This is a genomic window from Confluentibacter flavum, from assembly GCF_002843175.1.
In the GTDB taxonomy this organism is placed as follows: domain Bacteria; phylum Bacteroidota; class Bacteroidia; order Flavobacteriales; family Flavobacteriaceae; genus Confluentibacter; species Confluentibacter flavum.
The window spans coordinates 1-21,738 of the sequence record NZ_PJEO01000001.1 but is presented as its reverse complement, the minus strand read 5'-3'; the positions used below and the strand labels follow the sequence as shown (position 1 = coordinate 21,738).

18 protein-coding genes are annotated in these 21,738 nt (G+C 37.5%); 4 read left to right on the top strand and 14 right to left on the bottom strand.

From position 1 onward, the window contains the following. Positions 1-282 precede the first annotated feature (282 nt). Positions 283-1,227, bottom strand: a complete 945-nt coding sequence (locus CSW08_RS00090; protein ID WP_106657876.1) for a hypothetical protein — start codon at positions 1,225-1,227, stop codon at positions 283-285. A gap of 246 nt (positions 1,228-1,473) precedes the next feature. Continuing rightward, the gene (locus tag CSW08_RS00085; RefSeq protein WP_106657875.1) at positions 1,474-1,659 is read right to left on the bottom strand and encodes a hypothetical protein; all 186 of its coding nucleotides are present in this window, start codon (positions 1,657-1,659) and stop codon (positions 1,474-1,476) included. A gap of 157 nt (positions 1,660-1,816) precedes the next feature. Here CSW08_RS00085 and CSW08_RS00080 point away from each other — a divergent pair, with 157 nt between their 5' ends. Beyond that, positions 1,817-2,650: an alpha/beta fold hydrolase gene (locus CSW08_RS00080; protein ID WP_106657874.1), complete on the top strand. Its 834-nt coding sequence runs from the start codon at positions 1,817-1,819 to the stop codon at positions 2,648-2,650. Positions 2,651-2,921: 271 nt separating this feature from the next. Here CSW08_RS00080 and CSW08_RS00075 read toward each other — a convergent pair whose 3' ends face one another. Then, on the bottom strand, positions 2,922-6,050 hold the full coding sequence (locus CSW08_RS00075; protein WP_106657873.1) for an arabinofuranosidase catalytic domain-containing protein: 3,129 nt from the start codon (positions 6,048-6,050) through the stop codon (positions 2,922-2,924). 280 nt (positions 6,051-6,330) lie between these two features. Here CSW08_RS00075 and CSW08_RS00070 point away from each other — a divergent pair, with 280 nt between their 5' ends. Both CSW08_RS00070 and CSW08_RS00065 read left to right on the top strand, forming a co-directional pair. Continuing rightward, the gene (locus CSW08_RS00070) at positions 6,331-8,202 is read left to right on the top strand and encodes a DUF5060 domain-containing protein (protein WP_162495532.1); all 1,872 of its coding nucleotides are present in this window, start codon (positions 6,331-6,333) and stop codon (positions 8,200-8,202) included. A 344-nt stretch (positions 8,203-8,546) separates the two neighbouring features. Further along, a complete protein-coding gene (locus CSW08_RS00065; RefSeq protein WP_106657871.1) occupies positions 8,547-9,833 on the top strand; it encodes a glycoside hydrolase in 1,287 nt (428 codons plus the stop codon). Between the two features lie 266 nt (positions 9,834-10,099). Here CSW08_RS00065 and CSW08_RS00060 read toward each other — a convergent pair whose 3' ends face one another. From CSW08_RS00060 to CSW08_RS00015, 10 genes are all read right to left on the bottom strand, one after another. Further along, a complete protein-coding gene (locus CSW08_RS00060) occupies positions 10,100-10,654 on the bottom strand; it encodes a DUF4251 domain-containing protein (protein ID WP_106657870.1) in 555 nt (184 codons plus the stop codon). Between the two features lie 176 nt (positions 10,655-10,830). Next, on the bottom strand, positions 10,831-11,457 hold the full coding sequence (locus CSW08_RS00055; protein ID WP_106657869.1) for a hypothetical protein: 627 nt from the start codon (positions 11,455-11,457) through the stop codon (positions 10,831-10,833). A 509-nt stretch (positions 11,458-11,966) separates the two neighbouring features. Continuing rightward, entirely contained in the window at positions 11,967-12,386 is a 420-nt protein-coding gene (locus tag CSW08_RS00050) for an OsmC family protein (RefSeq protein WP_106657868.1), read from the bottom strand. Between the two features lie 19 nt (positions 12,387-12,405). Beyond that, positions 12,406-13,515 carry an alkene reductase gene (locus tag CSW08_RS00045; protein WP_106657867.1) on the bottom strand — a complete coding sequence of 370 codons (1,110 nt, stop codon included), beginning with the start codon at positions 13,513-13,515 and terminating at the stop codon, positions 12,406-12,408. A gap of 156 nt (positions 13,516-13,671) precedes the next feature. Next, positions 13,672-14,679, bottom strand: coding sequence for a glycosyltransferase family 9 protein (locus CSW08_RS00040; RefSeq protein WP_238987169.1), 1,008 nt, complete (start codon positions 14,677-14,679; stop codon positions 13,672-13,674). Between the two features lie 106 nt (positions 14,680-14,785). Next, the gene (locus CSW08_RS00035) at positions 14,786-15,634 is read right to left on the bottom strand and encodes a DMT family transporter (protein WP_238987168.1); all 849 of its coding nucleotides are present in this window, start codon (positions 15,632-15,634) and stop codon (positions 14,786-14,788) included. Further along, positions 15,624-16,538: an EamA family transporter gene (locus tag CSW08_RS00030; RefSeq protein ID WP_106657864.1), complete on the bottom strand. Its 915-nt coding sequence runs from the start codon at positions 16,536-16,538 to the stop codon at positions 15,624-15,626. Before CSW08_RS00030 ends, CSW08_RS00035 begins: the two co-directional genes overlap by 11 nt. Before the next feature lie 27 nt (positions 16,539-16,565). Then, positions 16,566-17,336, bottom strand: coding sequence for a polyphosphate kinase 2 (ppk2, locus tag CSW08_RS00025; RefSeq protein WP_106657863.1), 771 nt, complete (start codon positions 17,334-17,336; stop codon positions 16,566-16,568). A gap of 63 nt (positions 17,337-17,399) precedes the next feature. Next, positions 17,400-17,849: a cold-shock protein gene (locus CSW08_RS00020; RefSeq protein WP_106657862.1), complete on the bottom strand. Its 450-nt coding sequence runs from the start codon at positions 17,847-17,849 to the stop codon at positions 17,400-17,402. A 338-nt stretch (positions 17,850-18,187) separates the two neighbouring features. After that, positions 18,188-19,741 carry a DEAD/DEAH box helicase gene (locus tag CSW08_RS00015; protein WP_106657861.1) on the bottom strand — a complete coding sequence of 518 codons (1,554 nt, stop codon included), beginning with the start codon at positions 19,739-19,741 and terminating at the stop codon, positions 18,188-18,190. Between the two features lie 169 nt (positions 19,742-19,910). On the opposite strand from CSW08_RS00015, the gene mgrA reads away from it, so the two are divergent. Next, positions 19,911-20,924 carry an L-glyceraldehyde 3-phosphate reductase gene (gene mgrA, locus CSW08_RS00010; RefSeq protein WP_106657860.1) on the top strand — a complete coding sequence of 338 codons (1,014 nt, stop codon included), beginning with the start codon at positions 19,911-19,913 and terminating at the stop codon, positions 20,922-20,924. A 2-nt stretch (positions 20,925-20,926) separates the two neighbouring features. On the opposite strand, the gene CSW08_RS00005 is transcribed toward mgrA, so the two are convergent. Beyond that, entirely contained in the window at positions 20,927-21,610 is a 684-nt protein-coding gene (locus CSW08_RS00005; RefSeq protein WP_238987167.1) for a hypothetical protein, read from the bottom strand. Positions 21,611-21,738 lie beyond the last annotated feature (128 nt).

Genomic DNA, 21,738 nt, shown 5'->3' with positions numbered 1-21,738 from the left:
TTATTTTTCCGCCACAATATGTAAAATATAATAACGAGAACTGGTAAAATAAGAAATACAATGACATCAAAGGGTTCTGAAAAATTTAAGGGTTTATTGTCATCTGGGTTTGGAGTACCTATGGGTAATTGTATGATTAATAATTTATAAATGGTAAGCATACGTTTCTATTAATTGGTTTAAACGAGTTCTATGTAATAAATTTAAGAAATTATAATGGAGTCAAGCATATTGTACTACCAGAGTTTTATAAATATTTGGAATAAAAGTTTAATTAACTGCTCAATCCAATACAATCACTTCACTTTTTAAGACCCACTTCCCATTGGCTTCTGCACTATATGTAACTGTAATTTTATTAGTGCCTGTTTTTTTAAATACGTCTATAAGTTTAAGATTTTTATGGACGGTGGTATTAATAACGATAGGTTTTGTAAGCAACGTACCGGTTGATGCATTAAAAACATACAGGCTCTTGGTTGTAGGTTTTATATCCCAAAAACCAATCTCGTCTGCGCCATCGCTATTAAGGTCTTTAAGATTTTCTAATTGTGATTGGTACGCACCTTTAATTGTGATCGCTTCTAGGTCCTTATTACTAAAGATGATGACGCTGTTGCATCCACCTTTACATTCTACCGTATCACTGTTTTGGGTATCAGTTTCTGTTGCAGAAAGCAATTCTGGAGAGATTACAGAAGCATAATCTGATATCCCATCGCCATTAAAATCGCCAAACAGTTGCCTTCTATTAGAGATGCTCGTATTGTTTTCACGAGCATCAGGAAATATGGGAGCATCTAGGTTTTTAGCATTTTCTGCAACACCTTCCCGTAGTATTTTAAAAGCTCCATTTTTAATCATCACTGAAAGATACGAGTCATAATTTGCTTCTATACCATTGTATTTTACCTGTTTGGTGAATGCCACTAAATAGCTTCCTGCTTCTTTCGTGATAACAAGTTTATCATTTAAAATACGCTGTGTATAGTCTGGAAATTGTTGAAATAGCAAATGCTTGTCTTGCTGCACTTGGCTTTTGTTGCGCTCTTTTCCGTAATAGGTTACAACATCCATATAGTAACGTTCTAAGTAAGGGAACTTTAGTTGTGTATGGTCATCGTTCCATTGTTTTACAAACTTACCCACCTCTTTTTCGCCTTTAGGATTCAGCTCATTGCAACCAAAGAGTAGTACAACAAGCAGACAGGACATAAAATACTTCATAGATAGATTGTAATTTTAGCTTTAACAATGAATCTTAAAGATACGTGATTTTTTGATGAATTTAAGGTTCATGTGTGTATAACATAATGAACTCATCTTGACTTTTTTCAATTGGCTGCAAAATGATCTTTTTACCCCATATTTTACCTTTTTTTTACTCCGTAGCGCTGCTATGAAGTGCTAAAAAGCTAAAATCTGTAAAAAAAATCTCTATTTTTCGCTTCAATCAAAAAAGTCAAGATGAGTTCAATTAGATGTGATGAATAATAAGCTATTATAACCATTATAATCTCCAAGTACGGATTCGCTTCCCCCCGGTATTGGCAAACTGCTAGACACCTGCTCCTCTTGTGCGTGGTTTTTGCTCAAAGCGGCACTAAGGGTAATACCACTACCAGAAAGCGGTTCGCCTGCCGTATGTGAATGGCTCAACCCTTTATTGACGGTAATAGACCCACCCTTATGCTAAACCAAATTCCATAAAAAGTCTCCTGCGTATTTATTTGAGTTAAAAATTAATGCAACACAACACATTTTTTTTTATAGCAAGTGCTATTTTACATGCTTGTAATTAAAAAGACGTACATCAATGTTTATAACAAATAATAGCACAGACGAATTAGTCGATTTATATTTTAAGGATTATGGTTTTGGGCAGCCCGTGATATTGATTCACGGTTGGCCATTATCGCATAAATCTTGGGAACAACAAATTTGGGCGGTGGTGCAAGCCGGTTACAGATGCATTGCTTACGATCGACGTGGGTTTGGTTCTTCTTCCGAGCCGTGGAGTGGTTATGATTATACGACTTTGGCAGCCGATTTACATGAAATCATTACCCAATTGGAACTTAAGGATGTGGTGCTTGTCGGTTTTTCTATGGGCGGCGGTGAAGTGGTTCGTTATTGCACCGATTTTGGAACCGAAAATATTAGTAAAGTGGCTTTAATAAGTTCCATTATTCCGTTAGTGGCACAAAAAGCTGACAATCCCAATGGCGTTCCACAAAGCAAATTAGATACTATTTTGGACGCTTTGGAGACCGACCGCGTGGGGTTTTTAAAGGATTTCCATAAAAACTTTTACAATTATGTGGATGCCCCTTTGGGAAACATGGTAAGTAAAGCCCAATTGGATTACGATTGGAGCATTGCTGCCCATGCCTCTCCCCGAGCTACCATACAAGCAGCCAGGGCTTGGGCTGAAACCGATTTTAGACCCGAACTCGGCAATGTAACTATGCCGTGCCTGATTGTTCATGGCGACGAGGACCAAATAGTCCCAATAAAAACTTCGGGAGACCAAGCCGCAGAAGGCATTGAAAATAGTGAGTACCATATGATGAAAGGCGGCCCACATGGATTGAACATCACCCACAAACACGAACTCAATAAACTCTTAATCGATTTTTTAAATTCTTAGCATCATTCACCCTCTATTATATGAAGTGATTTAAACTTTTCCCAATTGGCTAAAAAATTGCCCTTTTGAGCCTACTTGTCATCTTTTTTTCCTTCCGTAGCGCTGCTATGCACATCAAAAAAGACTTCAATTAGACTCAAAATGGCTAATTTTCACTTCAATCAAAAAAGTTTAAATCACTTCTATATTCAAAAAAGTACAGTTTCCCTCTTAACAAAAGACTGTACTTTTTTATTTTATAGATATAGCCAAACAACTGTATTACTATACCCTAATACTGATTCGCTTCCCCCGGCGTCGGTAAACTACTGGACACCTGCTCATCTTGTGCATGGGTTTTGCTTAAAGCTGTACCAAACGTAACACCACTACCAGAAAGTGGTTCGCCAGCCGCATGTGAATAACTCAGACCTTTATTCACGGTAATAGAGGCACCTTGACTTTCGGATGGGTTTTCAAAATTACGGCGTGGTCTGGTGATGGAAGCAATGACTAGCGTTTCCTGTCTGGACCCACTGCCTATGGTAATGGTTTGACCTTCACTAAAACCAATAATAGTAGCGACTGGAATGGTGGTTTCCCCAGCAGCAATGGCAGCCCTTACGGTAGTTGCTCCTGTGCTACCGAGGTCTGTAATGGCCACTTGTTCAGCATGAGGACCCAAACCAATAACGATTTGTTGACCCACGCTTAGACCTTCCACACTAATTACTTTGATGTTTTTAGAACCAACGGTGGATGCGCTTGCCAAGGTGATGACAGCTTGTGATTTAAAATCTTGGCAATTACTATCGCTATCAGCACCATCAGGGAAACGTCCCAAACTTCGTATCATAGGATCGTAAGAATCCGTAAACGAACCTTGGCTAGAACCTGGAAGCACCGCGATACAACCACCTTGGGTTTGTTCGCCTTCCAAGGTCGCTATTTGAGGTGTTGCTACCGAACCTCTGGAACTTGAGTTGCCCTGCTGTGACCCATAAATGATGGCATCTATTAGCACCTCGCCACTGGCATCCATCAACGCCACAGAACCTGCATAAATGGACATAGGCAATCCGTAATAGTGATTGGCTTGAACCGTCCCTTGATACCCCATGCTGGTGTTTCCAGAAAGCACAATCGGTGCGCCTAATTCATGGTTTTTAGCCAAGCCTTCTTTTAAGGTCACGCCACTTCCGAGTGCCTGAACGGCATCACCGCTTTTATGGGCAAAACGTGTTGCTGGCGTGAAGCTAATCCCCGTTCCCGGTGATGCCACATCCGCAGCTAATATGTGATCGTTTTTAAGAGGCGCGGTTAACTCCACCTGACCTGGGTCGCCCGTAAATCGGCCTCTTAATGGTGCATTCACCACCGTAATGATATTTTTTACAACGGCATATTCCACACGTGACCCAGTATTGATGGTCAACGTATCCCCCGGAGTCATGTTGGCATTTTGCCATACTTTTATAATGGTGTCACCTGCTTTTGTTTCTTCCGCCAAGCTACTTTGTGTAGAACCCTTACCTACTTCGGTAACTGTAGCAATTTCATACTGTCCGCCCAAATCAATACCTACTTTATCCCCTACCATAAAACCTTCCGCATTGGCAACGGGTAAATTGGTAGTTCCGACAGGAAAATCAAGCCATGGCCCAGTAGTTACTGGCACAAAGACAATGGTTTTATCAGTCGCCGGCGTACCCAAACTGGCAATGGTAACTTTTTCACCCTCGATATCCATTTGCTGACCGACGCTTAACCCTTCGGTGCTGCGAACATGAATCAGTTTGTCACCCGCGTTTGCTGATGCTACCAAACCAGAATGTGCTAAACCAAAAAGGTAGAATTTACCAGCACCTAATGTGGTTCCTTCCGGAATTTTAGCCATTTGAATGGGAGCCCATTCACCAGGGGTATTGATAACCGACCAGTTGGAAATATTCACATCGGCATCAGAGGCATTATAAAGCTCCAAAAATTGATTGGTGGGATTGTCACCACCACTAAAACTCGCTTCGTTAATTTTTACGGCAAGGACGTTTCTTATGCGTTGTGATGTTTCAAAAGATTGTTTGCCCCATTCCGCTTTGGCTCTTAGATAACCTGCATCCACCGATGTTGGAGATGTGATGTTAAAAACCGCTTCTACGGTAACGCCCGCTGCTATGGTTCCACTCAGGGTTGTAGTCGCTTCTGAAGACCATCCTTGTGGTAAATCCAATGACAATTGGACATCTGATACCGCTTCTGCAGAGGTGTTGGTAAAAGATACTTTAAGTTCATGAACGGCACCCGGTGTAAAACTTGTCAATCGCGATAAACTAACACTTGGCACATCATATTTAGCCGCCACAATGTTTGCCTGCACGGCTTTTACAACGTCCTCCGTGGGATAACTTGCAGTCATGATGCCTTCATAAAAGGTACCAGCAGAACCGTTACCATTATCGCCACCATTTCCCATTTGTATAGACCCTTTACGGCTCATGGGAAAATAGGTGTCATTTTCTTTTGATTGTGGACGAACGCCTTTATAGAAGTTTAATAAGTCGCCTTCCTGTGCATTGGCGCCCCATATTTCCCATTGGTTGCCCCCGCCCCCATTCACCATGCCTGTTACAAAGCGCCAAGAATCGATGGTAGGGTTCGCAACATTTTCTTTGGTTTCATAACCTGAAAAAAGTCCAGCTTCCATATCCGACATGATCCATGGACCTTCGCCTTCACCTTTTCCCCAGGCGGTAGCCGTACCATAATACACCGTTGACATGGTACCTGTGCCCACTGCTCTACTGTTCGTGGATGTATTTCCATAGTTAAAGCAGCAGCCACTGGAATAGTGCGTGCCATCAAGTACCATATAGATGCCTTCTGGTTCATCATTAATGGGAAGACCCACGGCATTGTTATTTCGTAAACCCGAACCCGGCATGACATACGTGCCATAGACTTTATGACCGTTAATCGTTACGGGAGCCATATCGGCCAACGGGAGACTATTAAATCCGCCTTTGGCTAGTCCCCTAAATGTTCCGGGAGGCGCCTGTTTTAAATCATTTCCATGTCCGGATTGGTCATAAATGATGCTAATCCAACATGTGGCATCGGTACAGAATGCGTCTTGGGCAGCTGCATCGGCATAGCCTCCGGCATCACCAGTGCTGGGTTGTACCACGCCTATATTTAAAGTTTCGCCATCCGACTCACGGGTCACCTGATAAAGCGGTCCGTTGTAAGCAGCGAATAAGGCTCGCGTGGTACTATGCGCCGTAACAGGAGGAAAACCTGCGGCTGTATAAATATCGCCGGGGCCTTCACTTCTGGGTAGAACTTCGCCACACCCGGTCACAAAAATTAATAGTAAGGTACTAATAGAAACTAGTTTAAGCGTAAAGGAATATGTGTTTTTCATTGTAGTTGTCTTGATTAGTTATGTACAGTTAGTTGAACACGTAATTTAATAAAATTTAGCTTAAAATGATTAAACGTTTGGCTGTTATCATATAAAATAATTGTAAATCTCTGTAACTGTGTGTATTTACTACTTCTCTCCCTACTTCCAAAACGAACAAAGGATTTTAATGCGGAATTCTTATTATATTTATGGAATAGATACATCCATTATGACTTATAAATTTATATCCTCACGCCTTTTTTTGATCGGTTTCTTTATGGTTTGCAATATGTTTATCATGACTGCTCAAACCAATGCTACGCCACAAATCCATACTTGGGAACTATTGGAAATTGAGTTAAAAACCGAAAACCCCTATACTAATTATTATAGAGAGGTTACCTGTTGGGTAGATTTGGAAGGACCTGATTTTTCCAAACGCATTTATGGGTTCTGGAATGGGGGAAATGATTTTTTAGTTCGTGTTGTGGCAACCAAAGCAGGTATGTGGACCTGGAAAAGTGGCTCAAACCAACCTAATGATAACGGATTGAACACTAAAAGTGGCGCGTTTACAGCCGTTGAATGGACAGATAAGGAAAAAGAAGCAAACCCCAACCGTCGTGGTTTTGTGATACCCACTGAAAACGGTCGTGCCTTACAATATACCGATGGCACGCCTTTTTTTATGATTGGCGACACGTGGCTTGCTGGATCTACGTGGCGATTGCCTTTTAGAAATGCTGCTACTGAAAATAATTACATACCCGACACAGGCATCGGATTTGAAGATGCCATCAATTATCGTAAAAACCAAGGGTATAATTCGGTAAGTATGATTGCGGCATTCCCGAATTGGGAGGCCGATAACCACCCGAGCACCTACGCCGATTCCAGTGGGGTATTTTTAAGAAATGCTTGGGAAAAGTTTGGTTATGATGTGTCCGATGCTACAGGCACCGATGCCTCTGGCGGTTTGAGTTATTGGGGCACGTTTACTTCAAAAAATATGCGGGACGAATATGGAAATTTACCGTTCGCCATGTCCGATACCCATAAAGGTGTGTCCGATTTTAATACCATCAATCCTGAATACTTTAAAAGCTTGGATAAAAAAATGGCATACATGTCTGAAGAAGGACTTGTGCCTTTATTGGAAACGGTGCGACGGGATGTTGGCCCTTCTTGGAATGCCTATTTTGATTTTAAGGAAAGTTTTGCACGTTATGTTCAATATCTTATCTCGCGCTATGGTGCTTATAATATGGTCTTTAGCGGTATTCATTTGGATTGGATTCCAAAGGACTTTAGCCTAACGGCCGATGAGTTTAATGAGGCCCTAACCTATCATTTAGAAAAATATGGACCCATGCCATATGGCCAAGTGGTTACAACATTAATCGATCGATCCACTTACAAAGCATTTGGACATGATAAGGATGTTCCCTGGTTAATGATGCATAGTGTGGGCAATAAACCAAGAGACCACCGTGTTACTACTGCGATAGACACTCTTTTTAATCTGAATCCAGCGTATCCAGCCATTAATTTTGAGCCTTATTATACAGGATGGGACCATTCCATTAACAAACCAAATGGCGAACGGCCACCAGCTAATTCGGTACGGGATAATTATTTTGCACGGGCACAAATGTATGGTTCGGTACTTTCAGGCGCACTATCTGGTCATGTTCATGGTACGGCAGCTTATGACATGACTAGTACTGGAGAACCTTCTGGGGCTCGTCCCCATTTTTGGGAAGCCTTGAAATATGACTCCGGACATTATATGCAGCACCTCAATACGTTTATCTTGTCGGAAGGACATAATTATCAGAATCTGCAACCCGCTACTAAAGATTTGAATCCAAACAAAGCACCGGGTAGTCCTGAGATGGGATTGGATGGATGGTCTTATATGATGCGGACGCCTAATAAGGATTTTGCGTTGCTGTATTTTGAAAACCAGTCCGTTTCACCTGTATTGAAAGGGTTTAAACCCAATACATCCTATGCGTTGGTATGGTTCAACCCACTTAATGGCGAATGGGGACATCCAATTAATGTAAAAACGAATAAAAAAGGCGTTTTGGAGTTACCGCTATTTCCAGATAAACAAAACCCATCAGTCATTGATTGGGCGATGAAGATTACTGAAATAAAGAACTGATTAATATTTTATTGGTCTAAACAATAGTCAAACTATACACTTTAGTGCATCTTCCTTTACTCATTAGCTGTGTTATTGTTTTTGGTATTCGTGGCCAAACAGGTTTTTAGTCTGCAACCACTCATTCACTTTTAAAAGATAAAAACATAATAGCCCAAATGCCATTATAACACATAAATGCTTTAAACTTAATGATACAAGACCTTAATAAGGTATAAATGTTTCAAAATTATCAAATTATGTTTTAAACCTATAATTGGAAATATATTATTAATTGTATTTATGTAATTGTATGTGTGTGCATCTATCATATATATTAAAAACTAAACTATAATTAAGATATTATGAAAAAATTAAAAAAATGCCTTGGTTTCTTGTCCGTTATACTTATCATTTCCTGTAGCAGTGGCGAAGAAGATACCAATACAGAAGTCGTTGACCCCATTTTAAAATTAACAACTAAAGTTAATGTAACTACCTCAACACAACATCAACTTATTCAAGGATTTGGCGGCATTAATCATCCTGTTTGGAGAACTGATTTAAATGAAAATGAACGTGAATTAGTATTTGGTGAAGGTGACGGAAAACTTGGTTTTAGTATTTTAAGAATTCATATTGATCCCAATCCAAGTCAATGGGCACTTGAGCTTCCTACGGCTCAGTATGCCGTATCTAAGGGAATTAAAGTGTTTGCTAGTCCTTGGAATGCCCCTGCTGAATTACTCGACCCCAATAGCACTGAAGAAAGAGTACTACCTGAAAAATATGGTGCGTATGTAGACCATCTGAATGATTTTAATACCTATATGGAAACTAATGGAGTGCCTTTATATGCCATATCTATCCAAAATGAACCGGATTGGGGGGAATGGACACGGTGGACTTCTGAAGAAATGCTGAATTTTATGAGAGAAAACGCTCAAGACATTGAAAACAAAGTCATTGCTCCGGAGTCTTTTCAATTTAGAAAAAATTTTTCAGACCCCATTCTTAATGATCCATTAGCTGTTGAAAACGTTGACATTATTGGAGGTCATATATATGGAGGTGGTTTAGATCCTTACCCACTTGCTGAACAAAAAGGAAAAGAAATTTGGATGACGGAATATTTAATGAATCAAAATGCTACAACTTCATGGTCTCAACTAAGTAGTGCTACCATATGGAACGAATCAATGGACATGCTTTCAACAATCCATCAATCAATGACCTTAAATTGGAACGCTTATCTATGGTGGTACATACAACGCTATTACTCATTTATTGGTGATGGTGAGCAAGGGACTAGTAGGGATCAAATTTTAAAAAGAGGGTATGCATTTTCTCATTTCTCAAGATTTGTTAGACCTGGGTACCACAGGGTTGAAGCCCAGACAAGTGTTGAAAAAGGTCTGAATGTAACTGCCTATACGGGTAATGGTAAAACTGTCATTGTAATTATCAATAAAAACTTCTCAAGTGTTAGTGGTATTGGTTTTGCTGTAAATGGTGTCGTGCCAAATTCGGCTGACTTATACATAACATCTATAGACAAAAATGTTGAAAAAACCAATTTAGAAAAAGTAGAAGGTGATTTATTGTTTATAATGCCAGGAAAAAGTATAGCAACAGTGGTTATTCCTAATTAGCATGTTAATGAACTCATCTTGACTTTTTCCAATTGGTTAAAAAATTGCTCTTTTGAGCCTGCTTTTTGTCTTTTTCTCCTTCCGTAGCTCTGCTATGCAACTCAAAAACGCCTTCAATCAGACTCAAAATAGCTAATTTTCACTTCAATCAAAAAAGTCAAGATGAGTTCAGTTAAAAAAAACAAGCGTGTGATATAGCATGCCTGTTTTTTTTACTTTTAAATGTTATATGAAACTAAATCTCAATTGCTATTAACCAAATGGCATTATTTGTCGCTATCTAACTCACGGACTTGGCCCCTGAACTGAATATTGCTGCGATTGGTACTTCTTATAACCATGGAGCTAGATAAATTGGGGAACAATTTAATATACACTTGATAGTTTTCCGTATTTGAATTTTTATCATGAATATCGAAACTAATTTCATAATCCAAATCTTTTACTTTTTTTATTTGTAAATTGTTGGGGATACCTTCAAATTCAATACCCGATGCGTTATTATAACCACCACCAAATTGTCGCTCACCATAAAACGGCAAATCCGCCATAACGGAATCGTTTTTCATCCGCAAATAATTGGCATTGGTTGTTAGGTTAATGTTTCCCGCTGTGCTTCCATTCACAAATACTCCGGCATTACCAAGTTGTTGCATGGCAGCTGTCATAAGAGGTTGTGCGCTACTTGATATTATTTCAAACGATTTGTTTTCAATCATATTATCAAGCACTTTGCTGGTGTTGTCACCATATTTTGGACTACCCGATCCACAGGCCACCAAAACCATCATGATGGTACCTATTAATAAAATCTTTTGCATGCTTAAATAAATTTATGATGTTATAAACTTGGTGGTAGTCAATTAAATATAGCAAATTTTTGACGCAAACTGTTTAATTTTTTGTTAATATGATGACTATCGGCTAAAAAAATCCATAAAAAAACCAGCATACTAAAAGTATACTGGTGAGCTTAAAAATAGCAACTTAAATATTGTTAAAATTCTAGAGCGTCTGTTTTGCCTAATTTAATATCTTTTGTGGCTACGAACATACCATCTTTTTCTTCTATCCTAAGCATGCTTTTAACGGATTCGGCACGACATGCCAGCGTTAATTCAGGGATTAAAGGGTCGTCATTAAAAAAGAATGGTGCCAATTCTTGTTCTGGTTTGCCTGGTTCTTTAATGATACGGTGTATTTGTTTTAATTCTTTGGTACGTAATAATTTACCCGGCATAAAGGTGTAGAATGTGTATTTGCCATCGTCATCGGTTTTTATCCAAGCCCTGTGGTGTACATAGCGTTTGCGGTTGGCATCCCTTTTCATTTCGTAATTACCTTTATCGTCTGGTTGGAAGATATATAAAATAACATCTTTCGCTGGTGTTATGCCATCGCTTTGGTAAATGGTCCCGGTAATTTTTAGTTTTTCGGCTTTTGCTTGAAAATCGGGTACACTATCGATATTGTTTAATGTTCTTTCTGAATAATCGTAAACGGCACTGCGTTTTTTGTAGTCGTCTGCAATTAGGTTTGCATTACTAGCGATACCTTGTGCCATGGTTGTGAAGCAAATGCTTAGCAAACTGGCTAAAGATAGTAGAGTTGTTAGTTTTTTCATGGGGCTTTGGGTTTTAATTTGTTTAAAATTAGTAGTTTAGGTTTACTAAACATTAAAAATCTTATGAACTCCAAAACTTTACGATAAAATGTTTTTAAGTGTAAAAATTACCGATGAATGACCTACTTTTTGGATGGGTTATTGATATAAAAGTTCTCGATACAAAAAAACACCTTGTACCTCGGTAGTTTGCTCGAACTGACAAACCGAATGAAAGTATAATTAAAAAACTAAATATCACTTCGTCCCGATAGCTATCGGGATTACGAAACATGAGAAAATTGTATCGAGAAGCTCATTTAACTAAAGTTCTCGATACAAAATACCTCGTGCCTCGGTATTTCTCTCTAACTGACAGACTAACTAAATGTCGCCTCGAGTCCCGGACTATCGGGATACACGAAATGACACGTTTTATTAGGCTCATAATTAGTTTACGCCACGAATAAATATGATTTTATGCTTTATAAAAACATTTGTGTATTCTTGGCAAAATAGCTATTTAAGATCTATTTTAAAGTAACATTCAATTTAATGTCAGCTTTCAAAAGTTTGGAAATTGGACACACCTCTTTCGCTTTTGTTGCTATTTCTTGAAATTGTGAGGCATCAATATTAGGGACATCGCCTTCTAAAGTTAAAGAGACTTTAGTAACACTGCCATCTTCAAATGTCACCACTGCGGCTACATCTAAAGTCGTTGCCGTAAAGCCTGCTTCGTTCAATAAAAAACTTAATTGCATGGCAAAACATCCTGAATGCGCTGCGCCTATTAATTCTTCTGGATTGGTTCCTTTTTCACCGTCTTCAAAACGTGTGTGAAATGAATATGGTGTCTTACTTAGTGCGCCACTAGCTGTTGTTAAATAGCCTTTTCCGTCTTTTCCTGCACCGTTCCATTGTGCATTGGCTTTTCTTGTAAATTTCATAATATTTTAAGTTTATTGGTTATACGTATTGTGCGTTTGTTACTTTTGGATAATCTGTATAGCCTTCTGGTCCGGGCGTATAAAACGTGTCTTGGTTCCAATCTGCCAATGGCATGTTATTCTCAAAACGCTCCACCAAATCGGGGTTAGAAACATACAACTTTCCAAAGGACACTAAATCGGCGTCACCAGCTTCTATCACAGCATTTCCTTTTTCTTGTGTAAACCCAGCATTAATCATCAAGGTACCATGATATAAAGGTCGGAAATGTTTTGCAATTTCTGTTACTGCATATGGAATATTTGAAACATCAGTAAACGGCTCCGATAAATGAACATACGCCAAATTGTAATCGTTTAATCGTTTAATAATATATTCAAATGTTGGAATGGTTTGTTCGTCCATCGTCATACCAAATACATTGTTTAAGGAAGGATTAAACCTAGCTCCTATTTTTTCTTCTGGAATCACTTCTTTAACGGCATCTAATACATCAAAGAAAAAACGTGCTTTGTTTTCTGTACTCCCGCCATAATTATCGGTTCTGTTGTTTGTAGTTCCACTAAAAAATTGATGGAATAAATAACCGTTGGAAGAATGAATTTCAACACCATCAAATCCTGCTTCTACGGCATTTTTTGCGGCATTTTTAAAATCGTTTATCGTTTCGTTAATGTCCGATAAGGTCATTTCCTTTGGCGGGGGCGTTTTTTTAAGGCCTTCGCTGGTATATACTTCTTCATTGGGATTGATTGGCGAGGGAGCCAAAGGCAATTCTCCGTTATGAAAATCTGCATGCGATACACGACCCACATGCCACAATTGAATGAAAATTTTTCCACTCTTATTGTGGACACGTTTGGTAACTTTTTTCCAACCTTCTACTTGTGCTTTGGTATGAATGCCAGGGGTATTAATATAACCAACCGCTCTTGGTGATACCTGTGAGCCTTCGGTAATGATTAAACCAGCAGATGCCCGTTGTTCATAATAAATGCCTTGAAGATCGTCTGTTGGGGTATTACCTTCATTATTGGCCCTACTTCGCGTCATAGGCGCCATCACTACCCTATTTTTTAGGTTTAAATTTTTACTGTTATAAGAATTTAATAATGCTTGTTTACTCATATATGTATGCTTTGTTTTTGGATTAATTAACACGTCTCAAAGTTACACAAGGTGACTTTGATTTATATTAATCTATGTTATTTAATGAAACTTTAATTTTTTTGACAATTTACGAATATGTTCAGGTAAATTAAAGGATGTTGTGATAAGGATTTGTTAAAAAATGAGGATATTACCTATGGCTTTAAACCAATCATCAATAGTGGTCTCATTGGTGTGTAAAGCCACACTCCCATTGCCATATGGCGCGTACATTTTAGTACTTGTCACCGAGAAGAATCCAACCGTTGGCGTTAACGAGGCACTTGCCAAATGCATCACGCCATTATCCGCAGCGATGAATACGGACGTATTTTTAATGATGCTGGCCATTTCACGGATGTCCTTGCTATAAAAATGAGGGGCCTTAAAATTGATTTTTGAGATGTTTTCAATCGGTAACATTTCAATAATATTATACTCTGGATATTCACTTTGCAAACGTGTGTAAAAAGTAAACCACCAATCTTCAGAATAACATTTATCGCCAGTAGCATTGGTATATAAACAAATGGTTTTTTTAGGGTTCTTTACAATGTCGTCTAAGATAGTTTTACCGTTAGCTATTTCAGAATCCCTTAATTTGATATCCAATAATGGCATAGGTGCATTCGTTTCTGGTAACCCTAGTTCCTTAAGATAGTGTCTTAAATTATAAACGGGGTATTTTGAAATATGCTCGTAATCATCATATTTTGACTCGATTTCTTCGTAATTATTTCCAAAAATCTTGAAATTGGCTTTAGAAAGTTGGGTCAACAACCTCCCTGATGATGAATTTTTATCACCATTAATAACTAAATCGTATTGGGTTTGTTTTATGGACACCCACCCGTTTGCATATGTGAATAAATTACTAAATGGCTTTTTTGGCAGTTGCATGATTTTGTTGATTTGCTTATAATTTTCAAATACGGGATTCGCTACACCGCCTTTAACGAATAAATCAATTTCACAGTTGGGAAATGTATTAATAACCTCCTGAACAATAGGTGTTAATAATAGTTGATTGCCCAATCGGTGATTGGGTCTTATAATCAGCACTTTTTTTATATCAATGATGTTAAGGTCACCTGCTTTAGGTTCAGAATACCCACTGCCAACATGCTTGGTTATGCTATGCATAAACCATCTTCTAATGTGATTGATACGATTTTTAAAAGTCATTTATTGTATAAACTAATTTATGATAAGGCGGACAAAAGTACAAATACACAGAGTGCTGTACAACTTAATCCAGTCTATTCGACTTATACCAAACATTTAAAACGAGTCCTAAAATAATCATGAATATCCCCAAGATACTCCAAAGCGTATAAATTTCACCAAATACAAACAACCCAACCAATACGGTGAAAATAACTTCCAAATACTTTAATGGTGCCACTTGGTTAGTTGATGCTACTTGGAAAGCTTTGGTCATATACACCTGTCCGAAATATCCAAAAACCCCCAAACTAAATAATAATAACCATTCCAACCACCCTTCTGGATTAACCCAATTATTGATGGATAATAAACCACCGACCAATGTGGCTATAAACATAAAATAGTTAACCACAACCACCGGATGCTCACTCTTCCCTATTTTACTGATAACAATATAAACCAAACCGCTAAAAACAGCAGAAGCAACTGCTAGAAACAAGCCATAACTATCTATGTGCTTATCCAAGCCTTTTAAAACCAACACACCAGAAAATGCTATGAGGAAGAATATCCATTGCCAATGTTTTATTTTTTCCTTCAACAAAAAAATAGAAAAAATAGCCGCAAAAATTGGTGCTAGATACCGCAATGACACAGCAGTACCTATGGGAATGTATTTAGTGGCCATAAAAAATAAAGTCATGGAAGTCACGCCGACCAAACTTCTAAGAATCAATAATTTTTTATTGTTTCCAAAAATGGAGATCTTTTTTTGATACAGAAATCCCATAGTGAAAATCAAAGAACTAATGGATCTAAAAAAAACAATTTGATAAGGGCTGGTAGCAACTAGATATTTTACAACACTATTCATGCACGCAAAAGCGAGTGTACTTATAAGCATGAATTTTATTGCACTTTTAACGTCCAAATGGTCTTATTTTAATTTTTCTTTTAGTAGTTATAAAATACACGCCTGTTAAAAGAATTGAGGCCGCAATAATGGTTTGCAACGATATGGCTTCGTCCAAAACGTACCACCCTAGCAGAATAGCGATAACGGGATTTACATACGCAGAGGTCGATACTTTTTCGGTAGATACCGCCTTTAATAAATAATTGAACGAGGTAAAAGCGACCACACTTCCAAAGACACTTAAAAGTAGCATAGACCATTTTACGGAAACACTCCATTCTAAAGGAGATATCCAAGTTTCGCCAAAGACCAAACTTGTAATGGCCAAAAGGACTCCGGCACTTATCATTTGATAAGCTGTACTCACAAAATAATTGGCAGGTAAATCTGCTTTTGAAACAAAAACACTCCCGTAGCTCCAACTCAACACACAGGTTAAAATCATGAACATGCCCAAAAGAGAGCCTTCTTGAGTGACCAATTCTTTTTGGCTTACCAAAACATACATACCAATAACCCCTAATGCTATGCCTATCAAAGCATTAACTTTCATTTTTTTATTATCAATAAGACGCATTAACAATAAAACAAATAACGGTTGTGTTGATGCCTCTAAAGCTGCAAAGCCACTATCAATATATTTTAAAGCCCAAACAAACACACCATTTCCATAGACAAGGAATAAAAATCCAGAAAACACGCAATTTATGAGTTGTTTGCGGGTGATGGATAACCTAAGTTTCATGGATTTAGCAATGGCAAAAATAATGATGCCTGCTGTAGTAAATCGGAATGACGCCAAAAAAAATGGTGGGAGTTCACCAACGGCGATTTTATTAAGTAGATATGTAGAGCCCCAAATAACATAAATAGCAAAAAAGGCTAAAACAATGAGAATGGTTTTACGTGGAATTGCCATAATGTTTTTAGGGATAGAATGTTTAAACTATTTATTTATACATTCTTTTAAAGTAATTAAATCAAAAACTTCTGTTACTATCGAATTATCAAGCGATAAACGTTCATTGGTAGCTCCCTTTTCATCATATTCAAATCTGTTAACCACATAACGAATCACTTCTTTTCTAGCAACATCACGCTCATTTCCTTTAATAACGACCCAAGGTGATAGCGGTGTTCCTGTTTTTCTAAACATGGCTTCCTTATATTTTGTAAAATCTGCCCATTTAGATTGGGCTTCCACATCTACGCTACTTAATTTCCATTGTTTTAAGGGGTTATGAACACGGTCTTCCAAACGTCTTTTTTGCTCTTCTGCATCAATGGAAAACCAAAATTTAAATAGGTGTATGCCGTCTTCAATCAGCATTTTTTCCAATTGAACTACTTGTTTGTTAAATAAGCTATACTGTTTTTTAGTGCAGAAGCCCATAACAGGTTCTACAACCGCCCTGTTGTACCAACTGCGGTCAAAAAGCACCATTTCCCCTGGTCCTGGCAAATGTTCAATATACCGTTGGAAATACCATTGGCCAACTTCTCGTTCTGTTGGCTTGGAAAGGGCAACGACTCTAAATAATCTCGGATTTAAAAAACGGATAAAACGCATAATGGCTCCTCCTTTTCCAGCAGTGTCCCTGCCTTCAAAAAGGATAAGTACGCGTTCATTGGTTCCTTTAATATGTTGCTGTAACCTAACTAATTCGGTTTGTAGATTGATATATTCCTGATCTTCTTCTATGGCATGCAAACTCATAAGGCACTATGATTTCTCAAAATGAATTAAAACTTGGGTAAGTTAATGAATTTGATTAAAAAATTAAATCTTTTTAACCCGAACAGCATTCATTCCTTTTTGTCCTCGTTCCAGTTCATAAGTGACTCTATCGTTTTCGGCTATTGGCTGAAGTAAGCCACTAACATGTACAAAATATTTCTCTTGATTGATGCTGTCTAAAATAAATCCGAAACCTTTTGAAGTATCAAAAAAGGACACTTTGCCTTCTTTTGCAGTAGGTTCATCATCGCCTATTTCTTTCTTTGGAATACCAATTTCTATGCTTTCTGCCTCTACCTTAATTTTCATGGAAGGGTCTGGTGGCGTGTCTGTTAAATTACCATTGTAATCTACATAAGCAAATTGAATACCTTGTGGGTTTTCTTTAGATTCAGCTTTTCTAGCGTCTTTCTTCTTTTGCTTATCTTCTCGTTTTTTTAAGCGTTTTTTTTCTTTTTCAATCTTGTTAAAAGTTACTTGTGATTTTGCCATAGTTTACGGTAAAGGTTTTTAATTATTAAAAATTTACTGCACTGCAATTAATTTTATATAAAATCTTATCAACGAGAAACTCTTTGTAAAAAAATTATAGAAAATGCTTAAACATGCATATATGCTACAAATATACGCTAATTTTGGCAATATTTTAAAAAAACTGCTTTGAGGCTTAGAGACTGTTTAAATTTTATCCTTTGGCTCTTTTATGTACCTTTTTCTGCCATACATCAGCTATTTTTCGATCCATAGCTATGGCTATGAATCTCAAAATACCTTTGTCTGACAAAAAAATACCCTATAAAATATTTCAAAAACAAAATTTAAACGGTCTCTTAGTCTTCTGGAGGGTACCCATGGATGGACTCAAAAACTTCATCGAAATTTGACCTTAAATAGGCATTTAACTTCTTTCTGTATTCGCCTTTTAGCCATTCCACAAAGTTGAACGTGCTCTTACTAATGCACTTAGTATACCTATTTATCCTGAAATCTATATCGTCCCCCAATAGTTTTGCCAAGGCCAAAGCATCGTATACATCTTCGCTGTTTTCTATACAAATTTTAGCATGTTGTTCTATGGATCGTTCTAAAACGACTTTTGAAGACTCGCCGTTTCTTATTGATTCCACGTATGTTTTTTGAATATCGAAATGAACATTTTGTGATTTGGAGAACTCTGCCCGCAATTCATCAGGCATTTCGTATCTAAAATTACTTTCTAAATCTTCATCACTTAAAAGCGAATCCAGATAATAATTTGGAGACTTGAAGATGCGTTGCCAATCTAAATCATCGCCCCAAGGACCAAATCGGTGAAAATTATTACCTAAATCAATAACATCAAAGGTTTTTTTGTTTTTCAAAACCCGAGAACCCCTACCAATCATTTGATAATAAAGCGTCAACGATTTTGTCGCTCTATTTAAAATAATACTTTCTACGGTAGGTTCATCAAAACCTGTAGTTAAAATACTGACAGATGTTAAAATGGCATCTGGTGTTTTTTTGAACCATTTTAAAATTTGGGCTCTTTCTTTTCTAGTATTCGTATTATCCAAATGTGCAATGGGATATCCCGCTTTTCTAAAGGTATCATATACGTGTAAAGACGTGTTAATACCATTATTGAAAATTAAGGTTTTTTTGCCTTTTGAACGTTCTTCATAAGATTGTATCAACTTAGTTAACATGTCGTTAGCTGTATACAAGTCTTCTGATGATTTAACCGTGTAATCACCGTTAGCACCAACTACTAAAGAGGTTAATCCAACGTTATATGAAAACATTTCGGCCCGAGCTAAAAAGCCATTCTCTATTAACGATTCTATACTTTCACCAACAATCAATTCATCATAATTGTCAGTCATAGGCAACTCAATACTTGAACTTAAAGGTGTTGCGGTTACCCCTAGAATAAAGCACTGACTAAAAAACTTGAAGAGTTTGGTAAAGGAATTATAATGGGCTTCATCAATAATAACCAACCCAATATCAGAGATATCCAATTTATCATCATTCAGCCTATTGTTCAAGGTTTCAACCATCGCCACAAAGCAACTGTACTCGCCTTGATCGCTCAAATCGGCTTTGCTGTCAATCACTTTGTTGACTACCTCAAACTCGGTAAGCATGTTAGATGTTTGCTTACAAAGCTCAATACGGTGGGTCATCACCAACACCTTCTTTTTATGATGTTTTAAGTATTGTCTAACTATTTCAGAAAAAATAACGGTTTTACCTCCGCCCGTTGGTAATTGATACAGCAAATGGTAATCGTCTGGAGATTCTTCAAAAGCCTTGAAAATTTTATCTATAGCACCTTTTTGGTAACTATATAAATCTTTGCCAGCTATTCTTTCCTCTAATTCTGTTTTTGATACGGACATACTTATTAATTGGTAGCGTGCAAAAATAACACCTTTAAAGGGTTTATGACGAATGATTAATGCTAAAATTTTATTTAAAATGGAATGAATGATAATAGTTTTTTACTGGCAATGCATTTTGTATTATTAAATTTATACTTTTATCTGTATTTACTTTTTAAATAAACTTATGCAAATTAACGACCAAACAGACCCAAAAGATTACTTAGCATCACCAGAACGCTACCTGACAATGACATACAACAGAACAGGAAACAGTGGCGTCCTTTTACCAGCCATTTCGCTTGGTTTATGGCATAATTTCGGGTTTGTTGATAACTTGCAAAATGCCAGAAAGGTGTTGCGATGTGCGTTTGATTTAGGAATAACCCATTTTGATTTAGCCAATAATTATGGGCCTCCTTACGGTTCTGCTGAAGAAAATTTTGGTACGATTTATAAAAAGGATTTTAAAAATTACAGGGACGAATTATTTATTGCCAGTAAAGCGGGGTATGATATGTGGCCCGGCCCTTATGGCAATTGGGGTTCCAGAAAATATTTAATAGCCAGTATAGACCAAAGTTTAAAACGAATGGGATTGGATTATGTTGATATTTTCTATCATCACAGACCAGACCCCGATACGCCTTTAGAAGAGACCATGGGCGCTTTGGCCGATATGGTTCGCCAAGGAAAAGCCTTGTATGTTGGGATATCTAATTATCAGCCAGAAGAAACCAAAAAAGCAGCAGGCATACTAAAGCGTTTAAACACACCTTTTATATTGCATCAAGCACGTTATTCTATGTTTGACCGATGGGTTGAAGACGGTCTATTGCATACTTTAAAAGACAACGGCGTAGGCTGTATAGCGTTTTCCCCATTGGCACAAGGTATGCTGACGGATAAATACATTCATGGGATTCCCGAAGATTCCAGGGCCAATAAAGCATTTTCATTTTTAAATACAGATACCGTAAAGAATAACATTGAAAAAGTAAAGGCATTAAATGCCATCGCTGTGAAGCGTGAACAAAAACTATCACAAATGGCTATTGCGTGGCTTTTAAGACAGCCACAAGTAAGCTCTGTGCTTGTTGGCGCCAGTAGTGCCAACCAATTAAAAGAAAATGTAAAAGCGTTGGATAACTTAAAGTTTACTGAAGAAGAATTAAAATTGATAGATGGTATTGTTGGGTGAAATTATTCCTTAATAAGAATAATAGTCGCTTTTACTCCTGTTGCCAAATTCCATTGATTTGAAGATACCACATTCCCTGTATCATCAACCACTATGAATTCCGCTGTATTAGGTCCAGATTCCCCTTGATTAAGGGCCACGAAATCTATTTTATTGATTCCAGGCTTTAAATCAAGTTTTAATCCAGAAAAACTATTTGTTAAAAACACACGTGCCACTACAACATCATCGTTGACCCTAACCTGAATCAAATCGCCATCTACAGCACCATGATCGCGATAGGCAATATTTACAAACTTAGATTTACTCTTAAAATCGCCAAAAAACTGATCGGTTCTACTACCATTTCGTTGTTCAACTTCTTCTGGAGTTATCAATCTGGTGCTTTCTATGTGCTTATCCAATTGTTTTGTGTACAGTTCTCCTGGGTTTCCAAACACCTCCCCACCTGTCATGGAAAATTCTTTTTTAGGAAAATTAAATTGAGGCGTTGTTTTTGGTGTCGATAGGCCCTTAAATGTATTGGGACTTTCAATAGGCTTTGATGGCAATATACTTTTTGAATCTGATGAATCCTTCGGACTTTCTACAGCGGGTATTGAAATGGAGTTATTCCTGCTATCAATTTGAGCATTCATGGATGCAACAAAAAACAGAAATACAAAGAATGAAAAATAAAGCTTCACAGTTTTAATATATTATAAGAAACTGTTTAAATTTTATCTAAAAGCCATTTTTTGTTTCTTTTTGCCCCATATTTCGTTGAATTTTTTTCTAATAGCTCTGCTATTAAAAAAAAATCCGCCTCATCTGA

Excerpts from the sequence above, each read along its gene's own strand:
- CSW08_RS00090 (WP_106657876.1), bottom strand. The coding sequence starts at position 1,227 with ATGAAGTATTTTATGTCCTGTCTGCTTGTTGTACTACTCTTTGGTTGC.
- CSW08_RS00080 (WP_106657874.1), top strand. The coding sequence starts at position 1,817 with ATGTTTATAACAAATAATAGCACAGACGAATTAGTCGATTTATATTTT.
- CSW08_RS00075 (WP_106657873.1), bottom strand. The coding sequence starts at position 6,050 with ATGAAAAACACATATTCCTTTACGCTTAAACTAGTTTCTATTAGTACC.
- CSW08_RS00070 (WP_162495532.1), top strand. The coding sequence starts at position 6,331 with ATGACTGCTCAAACCAATGCTACGCCACAAATCCATACTTGGGAACTA.
- CSW08_RS00065 (WP_106657871.1), top strand. The coding sequence starts at position 8,547 with ATGAAAAAATTAAAAAAATGCCTTGGTTTCTTGTCCGTTATACTTATC.
- CSW08_RS00060 (WP_106657870.1), bottom strand. The coding sequence starts at position 10,654 with ATGCAAAAGATTTTATTAATAGGTACCATCATGATGGTTTTGGTGGCC.
- CSW08_RS00055 (WP_106657869.1), bottom strand. The coding sequence starts at position 11,457 with ATGAAAAAACTAACAACTCTACTATCTTTAGCCAGTTTGCTAAGCATT.
- CSW08_RS00050 (WP_106657868.1), bottom strand. The coding sequence starts at position 12,386 with ATGAAATTTACAAGAAAAGCCAATGCACAATGGAACGGTGCAGGAAAA.
- CSW08_RS00045 (WP_106657867.1), bottom strand. The coding sequence starts at position 13,515 with ATGAGTAAACAAGCATTATTAAATTCTTATAACAGTAAAAATTTAAAC.
- CSW08_RS00040 (WP_238987169.1), bottom strand. The coding sequence starts at position 14,679 with ATGCATAGCATAACCAAGCATGTTGGCAGTGGGTATTCTGAACCTAAA.
- CSW08_RS00030 (WP_106657864.1), bottom strand. The coding sequence starts at position 16,538 with ATGGCAATTCCACGTAAAACCATTCTCATTGTTTTAGCCTTTTTTGCT.
- ppk2 (WP_106657863.1), bottom strand. The coding sequence starts at position 17,336 with ATGAGTTTGCATGCCATAGAAGAAGATCAGGAATATATCAATCTACAA.
- CSW08_RS00020 (WP_106657862.1), bottom strand. The coding sequence starts at position 17,849 with ATGGCAAAATCACAAGTAACTTTTAACAAGATTGAAAAAGAAAAAAAA.
- CSW08_RS00015 (WP_106657861.1), bottom strand. The coding sequence starts at position 19,741 with ATGTCCGTATCAAAAACAGAATTAGAGGAAAGAATAGCTGGCAAAGAT.
- mgrA (WP_106657860.1), top strand. The coding sequence starts at position 19,911 with ATGCAAATTAACGACCAAACAGACCCAAAAGATTACTTAGCATCACCA.